The sequence below is a fragment of the Fibrobacter sp. UBA4297 genome (assembly GCF_002394865.1).
Taxonomy (GTDB): Bacteria; Fibrobacterota; Fibrobacteria; order Fibrobacterales; family Fibrobacteraceae; genus Fibrobacter.
Genome location: NZ_DGUZ01000009.1, coordinates 227,708 through 242,705, shown reverse-complemented (window position 1 = coordinate 242,705; position 14,998 = coordinate 227,708). Strand labels below are relative to the sequence as shown.

Sequence of the window (14,998 nt, the reverse complement as noted above, 5' to 3'; positions counted from 1 at the left end):
CTATGAAAGCAAGAATTGTTTCTATTCTACTGCTTGCAGCCGTGTCTGTAAACCTGACCGGATGCTTTGCCGGGCGCACTAAAGTCATAGCTAGCCAGTACGCATCAAGGCCTTACGATATTTACCTTGATGGGAAACCGGTTTGTAGAATGGGCGATGATGAAGACTGTACATTCCAGACTCGCGGAACAAGAGCTGGCGGACAACTTGAAGCATACTTGGACGGGCAAAGAGTCGGATCTATAGAAGTCCATCGTAGTATGTCCTTTATGTCTATTTTATTCGCTCCGTTTACATACACTTTGTCCTTGTGGCTTTACCAAGCATACCCTGATGAAATTGAAATACCGATTGATAACTACATGATGAGGTATTCCACGAACAATAACAACGAGAACAGCGGCATAAGCGTTTGGGATCGTCCATACAAAGTCACGAAGAAAGTGAAGAAACCAACGCCGGTAGAACCGAAAACGGAACCCATCGATGATGCGCCCTACATTGAAACAAATGATGAGCCAACAGCCGTTCAGAAAAGCGTCTGGGACTAAAAAAAGCTATATTTGAAGCCGAGATTAATTCTCGGCTTTTTTTGTGAGGTTGACATTGACTAAATTCATTGCATTCTGCACTTTAGCACTAACCCTTTGTTCATGCTCCTCTTACCAAAAATACCAGACAAAGGCAGACCAGCAAATACCTTATGATTGTACTGGATTACATATAGAACACGCCTCTTGGTACTTTATCGATGAATTCAACCAACCGGTTACCGTCACAGGTCGCTGCAGCCGAGGTATGAAGCACGGATATTTTCAGTTCTTTATTGATGGCATTCAGGTGGCACGAACCAAGTTCACTCGCAATCAGGAAGTTGAAACCCTTTGCTACGCCTTGGACAACAGGCATACGGATAACTTGAAAACATGCATAATAGCAAATGCAAAGAAACGAAAAGGCGTAAAAAAAACAGTTCCAGAAGAAAAACAATCACCAGCACCCAGAAGCACTTGGGATGAAAGCCCTTGGAACTAACGACATTAGTTTCTTGGATAAGTTCCGCTTGTCACGTAAAAATTTTTATCTTTAGCCGAGAAATCACAGCCGATTTCACGGCTTTTTTATTTGAGGTTTACAATGGCTAAGAAGAAAGATACCCAAACTAACATGTGGACGGGCCGCTTTGCTAGTGGCATGGCTCAGAGCATGGTCGATTTAAGTTTCAGCTTGCAGTTTGATGCAGAACTCATCGAAGAAGATATCGAAGGGAGCATCGGACATGGCAAGGGACTCGTGGAATCGGGTGTACTTTCCAAGGCCGACTACAAGAAAATTTGCGATGGATTAAAGAGCATCCTCGACGACTACCACGCCGGCAAAAATCTCTGGTGCGATAGCGACGAAGACATCCACATGGCCGTGGAACGCGTGCTCACCGAACGCATCGGCGCTCTCGGCAAAAAGATTCACACCGGCCGTAGCCGCAATGACCAGGTCTGCACGGACTTCAAGCTTTACATGCGTCACCGCGCTGCAGAAATCCGCGCCCTTGAAGTAGAACTTATGGAAACGGTTTTGGACCTTTCCAAGAAGTACTTCGGCAAGATGATGCCGGGCTACACGCACTTGCAGCAGGCACAGCCGATTTACTTTAGCCATTACCTCATGAGCATGTTCTTTGCCGTGAGCCGTGACGTGAAGCGCCTTGACAACTTCCTCGAATTGCACAGCCAGCTTCCGCTTGGCAGTGGCGCCATGGCTGGTTCTGCATTCCCGTACCACCGCGCACTCGTTGCAGAAGCTCTCGGATTCAAGGACGTGAGCCCGAACAGCATTGACGCAGTGAGCCATCGCGACATGATGCTCGAATTCGAAGCCGACCTTGCGATTATCGCGAACACGATGAGCCGCTACGCCGAAGACTTTGTAAACTGGAGCTCTTGCGAATTTGGATTCCTCACGTTGCACGATGCATTTTCCAGCGGTTCTTCGATGATGCCGCAGAAGAAGAATCCGGACTCCATGGAACTCATCCGCGGTAAGTCTGGTCGCATGCTCGGGAACTTCACCGCACTTTACACGCTCGTGAAAGGCGCTCCGCTCAGCTACAGCCGCGACCTGCAAGAAGACAAGGAACCGGTCTTCGATAGCGTCCACAACGTGAAAGTGATTCTCCGCGTGATGAAGGAAGCTTTGGAAACGGCTCGTTTCAACTTCGAGACAATGCACGCCAAGATGCTCCCGGCGCTCCTCGCTACAGACCTCGCCGACTTGCTCGTAGAAGCTGGCGTTCCGTTCCGCGACGCCCACCACGTCGTGGGAAGCCTCGTCGGCGATGCCGCACGCCAAGGTAAGCAGTTCACGGAACTTTCTGACGAGGCTTGGGCCGCCGCAGGCGTCCCGGACGTCGCCAAGATGAAAAAAACGCTTACGTTCGAATACAGTATCAGCAAGCGCAACATCGAAGGCGGTACGGGCCCGAAGTCCGTGAAGCAGCAGTTCACGAAGGCCGCCGCACTCCTCAAGAAACTCAAGAAGTAACTGAATTGAGATGGAGATACCCGCTCAGTGGCGGGCATGACATTGCAAAGTGAAAATGCCGCGCAACTCAAGTGCGCGGCATTTTTGCTAAGCTCAAATCTCTATTGTTATTTCTTTACGCAACGGACAGAGTATTTATTCTTTTTGTCATAAGACATGAACGAAGGCTCCAGATCGTAATAGTTAATCCAGAACGTCGATGCTTTAGATTCATCCGAAAGAATTTCATTCACCCAAAAATAAGCACTAGCCTTTAAATCAAAGAAATCTGTTCCTTCCATTCCGCCTGCAGGTTTCGCATCAAAGCCCCAAAAATTAAGGCCCTTTGATGCATTATTTGACCAGCCCGAGGTAGAGCGCAAAGCGGCATTAGTCTTAGCATACAACTTCAACGAAGAATACTGCGTTCTTGTAGGCAGTTGCCACCCATCCGGGCATATTTTTAATGCAGCTTCATAAGAATAAAGACGGCCATACTCTTTGCAGTAATCCTTATCGTCGTTATAGCAACTACTCCCATCATCATTGACATTTATGTTATCCGCCATCCAGGTAACACCATCAACTTCAATAGTCCTATAAGATTGATCCCCTATTTTCAAGGTGCCATAATCTTGAGGAATTTTCTCTAGATATGAAGAATCCAAAACATCCTTTCCCCTCACAATATTTGCAGAATTCTTATCGGCAACACAACGTACCGCCAAGCCATGGTCTTTATAGAAATTACCCAACTGAATCACATCGACATCATGACGGAGTTGCCAACCTTCAGCAGTACCATTATCATGTTCATTTGAGGACCAGAAGAAAGCGATTCTGCCCGTACTCATAAAGGTTTCGCCATCATTGTTACGACGACCAGATGCTTTAGCACCGAAGCCAAAACGATTCGTTGGCTTACGGACTTCGTCAGAAGCACTCCATGTTTCCGTTGATTTTAAACTTGTGCCAGAGCCTTCACCGCCATTATTAGTTTCTACATAATTAATTAAAGAAAGCCAATCGTTCCCCGACGGAATTCTCCAACCATTGGGGCAAATTCCCTTCGTTGATGAAACATAGCCTAAGCTTGTCGAATTAAACTTTTTCTCAAAATCTAAAGCAGCCGTCCAGGAATAAAGCCGCCCATATTTTTCGCATTTAACATCATCCTCATGGCACCATGTGTTTCCGGCAAGATTTTTGGTACTCACAGAATCCGCATAACGGAGATTTTCAGTCATCCAATACAGGTCGCCAATCAAAGCCACACCGTATGAATTATTATCTCGTGGGTCAATAATCTTTCCGTCTCTAAAGACTGGACTATTTTCATTAGAAAAGACAATGTTTTCTTCAGAGGAACAGCCGACTATACTAAAGAAGGAGGCCGCAGCAGCCAAAAGAACTGTATTTTTGAGATTGAGGACGGTATTCATAACTATTTCTTATAAAGTTTAGTTGTGAATAATATACATTACTTTTTGTCTTAAAGTCTATTTTTTAAGTTCAAATTTGCTGATATCGTCTTTAAGAACAACACGATCATTCTTAATGGCGATAACAGCAACTTCCCCGGTGGAAGCTACGGTGCCATAGACGAGCATCGTGGAGCCGAGATGGTTCTTCAAGTACCATTCGAACGTCCTGAACACGTTATCGTCGGCGGGCTGCGATGCGTCCGCGACCTTGTAGCGGCCGAGGCCTTCGGGCATGTTCACGACGACGTTGACCTTTTCACGGGTACCGCCCGTAGGTTCCTGTACAAATTCGATTGGCATTCAGGATTTGTCACCGTTTATGTCAATTGGATTCACTTCACGAACTTCTCAATGATGCAGCGGTGTTCCTTGGTCTTTTCGTCGTAATTCACTCCAACGAACAGCAAGTCGCCAGAGTATTTTTCAAGGGCATTTCCGTAATTCTTTTGATGAATTTGCGTGAGAGCGGTCTTCTCACAAGCATTCCGTTTCAGTTCGATAATCAACGCAGGCGTATTCGGCACATACGGAATCATCACCACGTCAGCCACGCCTTTCCCAGCGGGCATTTCTTTTACAATTGTGTATTTCAGGTTTGCATAGAAATATGCAAGGCAGATTACCGATTGGAAAGTCCCTTCGTTGTTATAGTTTAAGTTGTTGCAAATCTGTTCATGAGACTTGTTCAGAGCTTCGGCAACTGCGGACGCATCGCATTCGATGGTGGACTCCACAAGCTCCTTGCTAGCATTCACCAACTCCATCAGACCCTTGTAATCGGGGGATAGTTCTACGGAAAGTATCCACTGCTCTCGCACCTCGCGGTTGGGGATGTAGCATTCTTCAGTATCCTCGTCATATGCCAGGTAACCCAAGTGAATCAGGTAGGTGAACACATCGTGCTTGCTGTGAAAGTCCGTCATGGTGTTCAGGTAGCTAGACACCTTCACGCTCACACGCCCACCACCAATCATCACCTTCACGTCCTGCAAAATACCCTCGAAATCCATCAGGATGTAATTCTTGAGGGCTTCGTAAGACCCGGTCTGAGTCCAGTAGCTCTTTATCCGGCCATTATCGATGGCTTCCACGATGGAATTCGGGCTATAGATTTCGATACCGTTCAGATTGTAGCCGTTGTACCAACGCTTACATTCTTCAAAATCTAGCCCGCTTTCCTGACAGAGTGCTTGCACCTCTTCCGCAGTGAATCCGACAAATTCGGATAGTCGGCTTGCACCCGCCATGGTGTATTCGCGGAAAATGTTCAGCTTCGACTGCACTTTATCGCGGACGACGGGTAGAATACCTGTGAGGTAGGCGAGCGCAATGGCAGGCGCAAGGTTATCGTTTTTGAACATGGCATTCAAGAAATTCAAGTAAGATTTGAAAACCTGTTCCGAAACACGCTCGCGAATAAGCACGTCATATTCATCCAAAATGACTACAAACTGTTCGCCTGTCTTGGCGTATATTTTGAGAAGAGCATCAGCAATACTATCGTCTTCGGTTATTTCGCAATCGGGAAACGCCGGAATCAGTTCCTTTACAACGGCACCGTTGAAAATCGGCGTTATGTCCCTTGTTTTGCGGTCAACCTTCTCTTCCTGTTCTTTCTTTGACAGGTTCGAATAGAACGCATTTACATCCAACTTGATGACATTCAGTTTGTTCAGGTATTTCTCGAAGCTGGGATCTTTCGCAATCTTCAAATTTGCGAACTGCTCGTGGCTGTCACAACCCTTGCTGAAGTAGGCACAGAGCATGTTGCCCGCCATGGTCTTCCCGAAACGGCGCGAACGGGAAACGCACACGAATTTTTTCGTTGTGCGCACAAGGCGGTTGATTTCGGCGATAAGCATGGACTTGTCCACGTAAATGGGAGAATCCAGCGCCTCTTGGAAGTTTATATTGTTTGGATTGACGTAAAGTCCCATGCTTTGAATATATAAAAAGGACTAAGTGATGTCAATTGAGACTTTCGGATTATATGCATCCTAATCTAAATCGTACGGAAAAAGCCGCCAAGTGCGACCATTTATTAAATATAGTAGTCCTTCCTTAACTTCTAGATTCGTGAAGATTCATTACTGAAAATTTCGTATTCCAATTATCACTTCTATTCAAAAAAATAAGGCTAATAAATCTTTCAAAAAAGAAAATGAAAGCAAAAAAGCAGCAACAACAAACAAGCTTCTAATGAAGGGACTTTCTTCCCAAGTATAAATCTTTTTCTTTATTGTTTTTTTTTTTACCATTATAAATATAGCTAAAAAAACAAAACAGAATGAAAAACTAGCAATAGTATTTAGTATTTTCAAACATTCATCTGACAAAACAGCACGATTAAACATTGCTAAAACATTGAATAAACAAACAATAGCACACAAACAAAATAAGCCAACAATAGCAATAAACAACATCGGCTGATGATTCCATCGAATTTCAATAAAATCACCCAAACAAAAACGTTTATAACGAATTGTCAATATAACTGAAAAAATACCGAGAAAAAAAATAGACAAATACTCCATACAAAATACCCTGCTATTTCAAAATTCAAATTGTTTATGTTCACTAAAAACAATGCAGGATGGTAATTACAAAGTTGCAAACGATTTAAACACCAGCCACTTTTCTTAACCTACTGCACACTAATCGTCCTTAAATTTTTATTGATTTATAGAGTTCCTTATATTATCCTCAATGCCATTATTTATACACAGATTAATTGTATTGTCAATTTCATTAAAACCTTGATTAAACGCGTTTCCAATATCATTCATCCTCTGATTAAAAGCATCCTCAACATAGTCCAAGTGTTCTTCTCCAATAAGCGTTTCATTCATTGTATCGGAAATTTCTTTTACTTTAGGTTCAACAACGAGCGACTTCACAATTCTAGAAACAGTTCCCACAGCATACTTTTTAAAAAGTCCCCCTGTAAAAACCATCCCCGTCTTAATAGCACCTATTGTGGTTAAGGTAAGCGCTATTCCACCAGTAGAGGTAGCACCTAATACAGCACCCAATGCGGCACAGTTACAAGATCTCCTTTGGTGTAATTAAAATTTCTTCCTTGGTAACGCGACCAACCAAATTCCATTCCAAGTCCTAAAAGAATACCACCACCAACACCAAGAGCAATTTTTCCAGCAAGTCCTCCAATATTTCCATCATTATCCATCATTATAATAGGATTATTACCAACATAAGTATAGGGACTATCATATTGTCTAGCAGCGTCCACACTAATCCACATTCCTAGCATCGGATCTAAATATCGCGCACCGAAGTAGTTTAACGCAATTTCGTCATCCAGCTCTTTTCCAGTGAAATTTTCCGTGACCTTTCCTGTTGGCGGTGGCGTCAGCTCGACCATCTCACCGAATGTGCGGTAGTCATAGGCAGCCAACGGAGCACTTACCCTAAACGGATCGGATGTCGCGTTGCCCTCGGTGCCATACACGAGCTCCTTTTCCCATTCCTGCGATCCAAGCTTTTTGACCCAGCGCGTCTTGGATATTCTTCTACCCGACCCGTCGTACGCCATCGTGAGTCTGAACAAACTATTGCCAGAACTACCCGTAGGTTGCGCGTATTGTGTAAATTCGATTGGCATACCTCTCCAATCATAAATCAGAAGGTTATGCCTCTACAATCTTCCATTCGCCGATGGTACGCTTTTCCAAGTCAAACGTCACACCAATCTTGAACAACTTCTTCGGCGAGCCGTCCTTGGCTGTCGTGGCCGAGTATGGAATCAAGTAACCCTTATCGTCGATTTGCCTGAGAGCGTCATCCACTGTCGCAGAAGAGTCCAGCTTAAACTCGAAAACGTAAACAGCATTGGCTGTTTCCACGACGGCATCGGCGCGGCCGGCAGCACTGCATTCTTCGGTACGCACGACGTATGGTGTACACAGCTTGAAAATCAGGAACAGCACCGTCTTGTAGTGGTTTTCGTCCTTGCGTTCCGCATTGTACGGGATGCCACTCATAAATGCACGAATGTGAGTCATCGCATCATCAATTTTACCTTCCCGCAGCGCCTTCGTGAAACGGAGCATGAACATGTCGTTGTCAACAACGTCATCCATGGCGTAATAAGGCATTAGGGCCTTCAAGAAGCCGAGACGCACTTCCTCGTTCGGGAACCCAATCGTGTAGGCGAATCCGTCAAAACCCTTTATCGTCAAGTACCCGCTCTGGTAAAGCATCGGGATGGGATTTTTCGCCGTCTCCGTCGGAGCGTCAAACATATCAAGAGTCGCCTCAAACCCGGTATCGAAAGGAGTCGGATCCACCTTGTACTTGCGCATGAGCCTAGTTAGAATCGTCGGCGTTCCCGTCGCGAACCAATAGTTGGCAAGCTCGCGTTTGCTCAAAGCGTTTATCAAACTGAACGGGTTGAATATGTCTGGCGAATTCTTGCTGAAGTGGTAGCCGTCATACTGGCGCGTTAGCGCCTCACATGCACCGTCATAAGTCAAGCCGTTCTTGTCCGCAAGCGCTTGAATCTCGGGCTGCATCTGAGTCAGCACTTCTTCCTTGGTGATACCGCAGATGGCCGCGTACTCGTCATCCATGGTGATGACGTTCAGATTGTTGAGTTCGCTGAAAATCGAGAGCTGGCTGAACTTGCTGATGCCCGTGAGGAACACGAAGCGGAGGATGCCGCCCAAATCCTTGAGCGGGCTGAAAAGCTTGCGCATCTCGTTCTTGAGCGTGAGCTGGAGTTCCGGATTTTCCATGGAATCCAGCAGCGGGGCATCGTATTCATCGACAAGAACGACCGGGGGCATGCCCGTGGATTCATGGGCAGCCTTGATAAGCAACTCAAAACGCACGCCCCAAGCAGACTTGTCTGATGGTTCAAGTCCATATTGACGCTCCCATTCGCCAAGCTTCAGGTTAAGCGTATCTGCCAGATCTTCTTCGGTAATGAACTTGTTCCCGGCGAAACTCAACTTGAAAACCGGGTACTTTTTCCACTCAGTCTCGAGCTTTTCCATCGCAAGACCGGAAAACAAGTCCTTGCGTCCCTCGAAATAGTATTGCAGCGTGCTCACCAGCAGCGATTTTCCGAAACGGCGCGGACGGGACAGAAAGTAATACAGGTCCGTATGGGTCAACTTGTAGACAAGGTCTGTCTTGTCTACATAATACATATCGTCTTCGCGAATTCTCGCGAAATCCTGCACGCCGATGGGAAATCTCTTTAACGCCATGCTAGTAATATAATTAAAGCGATTTTCTGTGGCAATAGCCCAACAAGCGAGCCTCTCCAATCATAGGAAATTTTAAATCCCTTTGAATTTATCCTTGGTATTCTTTTTATTTCTTCTCTTGAGGAACTAATCGATCCACGATTCTAAACAAATCGTTGTAAATTTCAAGGAAGTCTTCAATCCAAATCGGGTCGTGTTCGCCAATGATGTGGAATGTTTCTTCAAGCGTGTGGAGTGAGTTGTAAAGGCCCACGGTCGAACCGGCCGGCTGAACGTATCCGCCACTGTACGCAGACGATGCAACAATGCGGGCGCGGTAACTACGGCGAAGTCGTGCAATCAAGGCACTGCGAAGCGCCAAGAGTTCATCGTGCGCGACAAGGAATTCGCCCTTCTGAATCCAGCCATCAACAATGTTCAAACGGCGATTGATAGAATCGCGTTCCGTGGACGGCACGAGCATTTTCTTTGCATCGAGCGTTGAACGGATGCGCTTCACAATGTTGTTCAGCAAGTCTGCATTCCAGAAAATCATCGGCGGGCGCGCATCGCCCTTGTTCGTCTCGAGAGCGGGCTTATGGGCTTGAATCCAGCGGTCCAGCTTTTGCGCCACAAGTTTAGCCTCGGGATAACGGTCCACCGCCACATATTCCTGGGCACGCGTGTAAAGCGTATCCGCATAAACCATCCGCCAATGCGAAAGCTTGCCAGTCTTGCGAATGGCATCAATGCTAGCCTTGATTTCGGACAGTTTTTCGGTGAGCTCATCCATTAGGGCGTCACCTCAGCTGTTTTGTTGGACTGGAGCGGTGTTACACCGATTTCCACGCGACGGTTCAAGCGGCGATGTTCTTCACTATCGTTGGGGTACTTCGGGCGGTGTTCGCCAAAGCCTGCGGCAAAGAGCCTATCGGGCGGGAAGCCCATTTTCACGAGCATCTTGACCACGTTTACGGCGCGTTCTGTAGAAAGGTTCCAGTTCGTATAGGATGTCGAGCCACTAAACGGAATGTCGTCCGTAAAGCCACTCACCATGATGACGTCTGTAGAATCAAGCGCTTCCAAAAGACCCTTGCTGATTCCGCGAATCACGCCCTCGCCTTCCTTGGTAAGGTTTGCACCGTTAATCGGGAAAAGAAAACTCGCCTGAATCTGGATTTTGCCATCTTCGAGCGCGATAAGGCCTGCTTCGATGGAAGTCTGCAAGCTCTTGGACAAAAGCGCATTGCGTTCTGCCGCAATCTTACGCATCTGTTCCTGGCAGCTAAGCACTTCTTCTTCAGTACGCGTCAAGTCTTCCGCTTTTTGTTCCTTGAGGGTCGCCATCGCCACAAACGCAAGGATAAAGAGCGAAACGAGGGCAACGCCCAAGTCCGTGTACGCCATCCATGGATTGCTATTTTCGTCTCTATTGCGACGCATGATTAACCTTCAGCTTTAGGTTGAGCGGGAATTGCAGAACGCTGTGTCTGTTCGAGCACTTCAAGCAAGATTTCCTGAGTCTTGACCGCATTTTCCATGAGCACTTCGCTTGCGCGTTCGTGGAAGGCTTCGAGAGACTGGTTGAGGTGTTCGACAAAGTTGTCTTCTTCTTCGTGTTCTGCGGTATCGCCAGAGAGCTTTTCAAGAATCGTTTCAAGGCCGCTACGCAGCATTTCGAGATTGGCGCTGAGTTCGGACTGGTTCACGCGCATAAGTTCTGCGGTTTCCACGATGTTTCCGCCAAGAGCGTCCGTAGCTTCTTTTTCCTTGACCACGCGATTGTCGATGCTTTCGGTGAGCGCCTTTTGAGCTTCGAGAAGCACGCTTGACGTTTCGGAAAGTTTCTGGAATGCGCCGAGAATGTCGGAAGAAAGGGCGCCGAGCTTTTCGGAAACGTTCTGGGAGAGTTCTGCAGAACCCGCCTGGGCCTTTTCGGCAACCTGCAAGGCGACGTTCTTGAGCATTTCGAGACCTTCGCGCTGGGAATCCACGTTGGCGCTCGTCTTGTCTTCGAGGCGCTGCATAAAGTCTGCCCACTGTTCGCCCGACTGCTTGACCTGTTCAGCAACGGAATCACCGATGCTCTTAGAAGCTTCGTCCATAGCATCCTTAGTAAGGTAGGCCACATCCATCGTGCCCTTAGCCACATCCTGAAGCCCTGCTTTAACATCGGAAGCAACGCCATCAAGGCCAGCCTTGACATCTACGGCGACCTTGGAAAGAGCCGATTCCACATTGCCAGAAACTCCATCAAGCGAAGACTTAACGCCTGAAGAAAGACCTTCGAGGCTAGCATTCAAGGCGACAGAAATACCATTAAGTTTATCGTCGAGCTTCGAGGGGATAGCTTCAACAGACTTGGAGAGCGCACCGATATTTTCGTTGATCGGGCTGAATGCGTTCGCAACAGCACCTTCAAGTGAGCTATTCATAACCTTAATAGAGGAGGTCATTTCAGTAGAAACCTTCTGGACAGATTCAACCACATCCTGGTTGAGTTTCGAAGTCATAGCGGAGAGTTCTTCGCCCACCATCGAAACAACACCAGCCAAGCCATCCTTCACAGAAGATGCTATCACAGACAAATTCTTTTCAACAGATTCAAAGAGGCGTTCAAGTTCGTTCTTGTCTTCTTCAATCACGCCTTCTTCGCTCTCGGAATCCTGCATGTCGAGCGTAAAGGCATCGAGGTGCGCCATGAATTCATCGCGCTTGGAGCTGAGCACCGTGCGGCTTGCGCTCAAAATCAAGGCGGCAAACAAACCACAAAGGCTAGTACCGAAAATGCCCTTCATGTTCTGGAAAAGCACTTGAATCGTATCGAGCGTGCCTTGTGTCGTAGAATTGTCAATTGCACCACCAGCAGTAGCCACAGACTGCATAAGGCCGAAGAACGTACCCATAAGGCCAAGGAGGATGACCGTAGAACCCACGCTACGGTTGAGCGGAATCGAAGAACCCGACGAGAGCACGTCAAAAGCAATCGGAGAATCGAGGCGGATATTCTTTTGCAACAGACGCTTTGCAAGTTCAATTCTCTTCGCGACAACGCCCGTTCCCGGTTCCGGATAAGCGTTCCCTTTTTCGCAAGAATCGATAACTTCGTCTTCGGCGATAATCTGCTTCATCTTGCGGATGGCAGAAAACTGCTCCACCAAGAAAACGACCATGATGGCGATCATGATGATCCAGCCAAATGCCGGGGCGCCAAAATAAAGAGCGCCTGCGATAAGGGCTACAAAACCCACCACCGTCAAAATAAGAATCGTATTGAATGCATTTTTCATTTTTTACCTACACATGCTGCGCTTGATAAGGAGCGACTGTTTCAAACAAGTTCAACTGACCGCGAGAGAACCCGCGAAGGAAAAGAGACCACTTGCTCTGGTACCATTCGATAACCTGAGTCGTAAGCCCCTGGGCGTAATCACAAAAATCATCCGTAAACGCAAGGAAGCAGTTTTCGTATGCGTAATGCGGGTTCCAATAACGGCCCACATTGCGGGCACAGGACATCGCGGACGAATAGTAACGTACAGGACCTTTAGAGGCAAACGCCGCCGCAAAACGTTTTTTCGCAAGCGAGTTCAAAGACGTACGGAGCGAAACCACCATCGCATTTTCTTTTTCGCGCAGCGAGGCTTCGAGGCATGGCAAAAGCTTTGATACCGGGTCTACCGCACTTTCAGAAAGCCAGTACTTGCAGAGCTTCTCTTGCAACTGCATCACGCGGCCGTGCATACGCACAAACAACGGTTCTGCATCGCTTACGAGCAAGTGGATTGTCGCCGAATAAAAGTTGTTGATGTCCTGCTTGTTGTTCTTGACCGTGAGTGCCCAGCCCTTTTCTTCGTCATGGACCAAGAAATCACCGCCTTCAAGCAAAAGGCGCAAGACTTCGTCGGTCGAGAATCGCTGGATCCACTTCGCGCGGAACTCGCTATAAAGTTTTTCGCAATCCTTGAAAATCTGCGGGAAGCCCGACTCGCAAAGTTTCCAGGCGGATTCGCTGTACGAGATGAGCTCGGAACTGCCGACGTTTGCTTCCGGATTGTTGAGCATGGCATCGAGATGTTCAAAGAGCGCAATCGACCACGTGACCATCATGGACTGAGAAAGCGTCGCGACAATAGCCGAGCGATTCGGACGCACGGCCAAGCGTACGCTTGCCCCTGTCATCTTACGTATGGCTCTACGGAAAGCTTCTTCCACGACTACCTCTTAGAAACGCGCTTCGATGTTGTGCCACACATTGCGGCGGACGCGCTTTTTACTCGTCTTCAAATCGGCGGCTTCACTGCGGATATCGGATTCCTGATTGTTGCGAATCAAGTCCGTATCGCCATCGAGCTTGCCATCCGTCTCAAGATAAAGACCATAGACGTTTTCGGAGACACTCGTCCCATTCGAAACGACACGACCGGCCCTTACGGACAAGGCATAACGGTTGTGAGCAAACGTGCAATGGGAAAGCGTCACATTGGGGCTTTCATCGACCCAAAGGCCATAATAGTTATTGAAAAAATTGACATTTTCGAGTGTACCGCTAGAACGGAAAATCGTATTGCGGAACGCATTCTCAACGGTCAAGTTCTTTATTTCAAACGGTTGTGCGCTAGACATGATGTGGAAACCATTCCAGTTTGCCACAGAATCAGCACCGCTAAAAACAACAGGTTTATCGTTTGTACCCGCAATTTTAACCGAGCCCTGGATCATAAGTTTTGCAAACTCGCCCATCAAGACGGTCACGCCCGGTTCAATGAAAAGCGTATCCGTAGTACCGACAACCACGCTCTGTTCGAGCACGTAAGGGCTATCCTTTTCTTGCAAAAAGACCTTGTTGTTCTCGGCGACCGGAAACGGCATACCCGAAGCGAAAGCCACGCTAGCAACAGTCGCCACAGCCACGAGAGAGGAACAGATTAAATTTCTCATTGGACGTTCCTCAGTGTGATTTTCTGATTGACGTTCATGCTCGGAAGCGTATCGCCAGCGACGAGGTCACGAACATCAATAACTGCCACAAGATTCATTTCGGCAGATGATATAATTCCATGAGTGACATCAAAGAGAACCATGCCATCGCCCACGACATAGTCGCTGCTCTTCAACTGTAAATTCGAGGTCGTGTCCGGGAGTTCAAGGTATTTCACGCCCATGTGGATTTTTGCCATGCGCACGCCATCCTGGAGGAAAACATCTTGCAGCGTGAAAGTTTTATAAACGGTCGTGGAGCTATTGCCCTTGCCAAAGATTGGCATTTGGCGTTCCCACGTTTCGCCGAGCTTGACCGGTTTTTCGGGGAGAAGCGGCTGAGCCTTGAGGAAGAGCGGAATGAGATTCAGGTCATCTTCGGAAGGCATATCGAGCGCATTTTCGATAGTCGGGTCAGTAATGATGCCATCGTGATCGAGCTTGAACTGGAAATTCTGAATGGATAGATACTTTTCAATATTGCGGAACTCATCGACGGAGCGCTTGTCGCTTGTGTAATCGACGGAATCGATTTTCATTTCAAAGCGGCCCGAGCCATCGTCATACGACATGAGGAGGCTCATCGTACTGCGGACATTCACATGCGTGCGCATGGATTCGGGTTCATTGATAGAATCGCCAGGGATGCTTGCATTCAGCGTCGATTCAAGAACGAACGTCTGCGGAGAAACGGTCTTCGTGTTAAAAGAAAGATGAATTTCGTTCCGTTCGCAGGAACAAAGGCAAAAAAGAGCAATAGAGAGCGCAGAAATAGCGCTAAACTTGGTAAAATTCATGCCTTAA

General features: G+C 47.3%; 16 protein-coding genes. 3 read left to right on the top strand and 13 right to left on the bottom strand.

Translation table 11 applies throughout. The features are described 5' to 3' along the window. The first annotated feature begins 2 nt into the window (after positions 1-2). The 3 genes from B3A20_RS04290 (at position 3) to argH (ending at position 2,541) form a co-directional block, all read left to right on the top strand. Entirely contained in the window at positions 3-551 is a 549-nt protein-coding gene (locus B3A20_RS04290) for a hypothetical protein (RefSeq protein ID WP_290762288.1), read from the top strand. Between the two features lie 55 nt (positions 552-606). Continuing rightward, entirely contained in the window at positions 607-1,035 is a 429-nt protein-coding gene (locus B3A20_RS04285) for a hypothetical protein (protein WP_290762284.1), read from the top strand. A 102-nt stretch (positions 1,036-1,137) separates the two neighbouring features. Then, the gene (gene argH / locus B3A20_RS04280; protein WP_290762280.1) at positions 1,138-2,541 is read left to right on the top strand and encodes an argininosuccinate lyase; all 1,404 of its coding nucleotides are present in this window, start codon (positions 1,138-1,140) and stop codon (positions 2,539-2,541) included. 107 nt (positions 2,542-2,648) lie between these two features. On the opposite strand, the gene B3A20_RS04275 is transcribed toward argH, so the two are convergent. The 13 genes from B3A20_RS04275 to B3A20_RS04215 form a co-directional block, all read right to left on the bottom strand. Beyond that, on the bottom strand, positions 2,649-3,962 hold the full coding sequence (locus B3A20_RS04275) for an FISUMP domain-containing protein (protein WP_290762278.1): 1,314 nt from the start codon (positions 3,960-3,962) through the stop codon (positions 2,649-2,651). Positions 3,963-4,019: 57 nt separating this feature from the next. Further along, complete coding sequence (locus B3A20_RS04270) at positions 4,020-4,304, bottom strand: hypothetical protein (RefSeq protein WP_290762274.1); 285 nt, start codon at positions 4,302-4,304, stop codon at positions 4,020-4,022. A 32-nt stretch (positions 4,305-4,336) separates the two neighbouring features. Continuing rightward, entirely contained in the window at positions 4,337-5,941 is a 1,605-nt protein-coding gene (locus B3A20_RS04265; RefSeq protein ID WP_290762271.1) for an AAA family ATPase, read from the bottom strand. Positions 5,942-6,127: 186 nt separating this feature from the next. After that, positions 6,128-6,538, bottom strand: coding sequence for a hypothetical protein (locus B3A20_RS04260; protein WP_290762268.1), 411 nt, complete (start codon positions 6,536-6,538; stop codon positions 6,128-6,130). 138 nt (positions 6,539-6,676) lie between these two features. Beyond that, positions 6,677-7,036: a hypothetical protein gene (locus B3A20_RS04255; protein ID WP_290762265.1), complete on the bottom strand. Its 360-nt coding sequence runs from the start codon at positions 7,034-7,036 to the stop codon at positions 6,677-6,679. Next, on the bottom strand, positions 7,021-7,626 hold the full coding sequence (locus tag B3A20_RS04250) for an RHS repeat-associated core domain-containing protein (protein ID WP_290762262.1): 606 nt from the start codon (positions 7,624-7,626) through the stop codon (positions 7,021-7,023). Before B3A20_RS04250 ends, B3A20_RS04255 begins: the two co-directional genes overlap by 16 nt. Before the next feature lie 25 nt (positions 7,627-7,651). Further along, entirely contained in the window at positions 7,652-9,235 is a 1,584-nt protein-coding gene (locus B3A20_RS04245) for an ATP-binding protein (protein ID WP_290762258.1), read from the bottom strand. A gap of 106 nt (positions 9,236-9,341) precedes the next feature. Beyond that, complete coding sequence (locus B3A20_RS04240) at positions 9,342-10,007, bottom strand: hypothetical protein (protein WP_290762255.1); 666 nt, start codon at positions 10,005-10,007, stop codon at positions 9,342-9,344. After that, positions 10,007-10,657 carry an OmpA/MotB family protein gene (locus B3A20_RS04235; protein ID WP_014545120.1) on the bottom strand — a complete coding sequence of 217 codons (651 nt, stop codon included), beginning with the start codon at positions 10,655-10,657 and terminating at the stop codon, positions 10,007-10,009. The genes B3A20_RS04240 and B3A20_RS04235 overlap by 1 nt, the downstream gene beginning before the upstream one ends. 2 nt (positions 10,658-10,659) lie before the next feature. Further along, a complete protein-coding gene (locus B3A20_RS04230) occupies positions 10,660-12,504 on the bottom strand; it encodes a fimbrial protein (RefSeq protein ID WP_290762249.1) in 1,845 nt (614 codons plus the stop codon). A gap of 7 nt (positions 12,505-12,511) precedes the next feature. Then, the gene (locus tag B3A20_RS04225) at positions 12,512-13,429 is read right to left on the bottom strand and encodes a hypothetical protein (protein WP_290762247.1); all 918 of its coding nucleotides are present in this window, start codon (positions 13,427-13,429) and stop codon (positions 12,512-12,514) included. A 9-nt stretch (positions 13,430-13,438) separates the two neighbouring features. Continuing rightward, positions 13,439-14,155 carry a right-handed parallel beta-helix repeat-containing protein gene (locus B3A20_RS04220; RefSeq protein ID WP_290762245.1) on the bottom strand — a complete coding sequence of 239 codons (717 nt, stop codon included), beginning with the start codon at positions 14,153-14,155 and terminating at the stop codon, positions 13,439-13,441. Continuing rightward, positions 14,152-14,991: a hypothetical protein gene (locus B3A20_RS04215; RefSeq protein ID WP_290762242.1), complete on the bottom strand. Its 840-nt coding sequence runs from the start codon at positions 14,989-14,991 to the stop codon at positions 14,152-14,154. Before B3A20_RS04215 ends, B3A20_RS04220 begins: the two co-directional genes overlap by 4 nt. Between the last annotated feature and the right edge of the window lie 7 nt (positions 14,992-14,998).

What these genes read in the sequence shown, in the direction of transcription:
- B3A20_RS04250 (WP_290762262.1), bottom strand. Translation starts at nt 7,626, where the DNA reads ATGCCAATCGAATTTACACAATACGCGCAACCTACGGGTAGTTCTGGC.
- B3A20_RS04240 (WP_290762255.1), bottom strand. Translation starts at nt 10,007, where the DNA reads ATGGATGAGCTCACCGAAAAACTGTCCGAAATCAAGGCTAGCATTGAT.
- B3A20_RS04235 (WP_014545120.1), bottom strand. Translation starts at nt 10,657, where the DNA reads ATGCGTCGCAATAGAGACGAAAATAGCAATCCATGGATGGCGTACACG.
- B3A20_RS04230 (WP_290762249.1), bottom strand. Translation starts at nt 12,504, where the DNA reads ATGAAAAATGCATTCAATACGATTCTTATTTTGACGGTGGTGGGTTTT.
- B3A20_RS04245 (WP_290762258.1), bottom strand. Translation starts at nt 9,235, where the DNA reads ATGGCGTTAAAGAGATTTCCCATCGGCGTGCAGGATTTCGCGAGAATT.
- B3A20_RS04270 (WP_290762274.1), bottom strand. Translation starts at nt 4,304, where the DNA reads ATGCCAATCGAATTTGTACAGGAACCTACGGGCGGTACCCGTGAAAAG.
- B3A20_RS04215 (WP_290762242.1), bottom strand. Translation starts at nt 14,991, where the DNA reads ATGAATTTTACCAAGTTTAGCGCTATTTCTGCGCTCTCTATTGCTCTT.
- B3A20_RS04275 (WP_290762278.1), bottom strand. Translation starts at nt 3,962, where the DNA reads ATGAATACCGTCCTCAATCTCAAAAATACAGTTCTTTTGGCTGCTGCG.
- B3A20_RS04220 (WP_290762245.1), bottom strand. Translation starts at nt 14,155, where the DNA reads ATGAGAAATTTAATCTGTTCCTCTCTCGTGGCTGTGGCGACTGTTGCT.
- B3A20_RS04260 (WP_290762268.1), bottom strand. Translation starts at nt 6,538, where the DNA reads ATGGAGTATTTGTCTATTTTTTTTCTCGGTATTTTTTCAGTTATATTG.
- B3A20_RS04265 (WP_290762271.1), bottom strand. Translation starts at nt 5,941, where the DNA reads ATGGGACTTTACGTCAATCCAAACAATATAAACTTCCAAGAGGCGCTG.
- B3A20_RS04290 (WP_290762288.1), top strand. Translation starts at nt 3, where the DNA reads ATGAAAGCAAGAATTGTTTCTATTCTACTGCTTGCAGCCGTGTCTGTA.
- argH (WP_290762280.1), top strand. Translation starts at nt 1,138, where the DNA reads ATGGCTAAGAAGAAAGATACCCAAACTAACATGTGGACGGGCCGCTTT.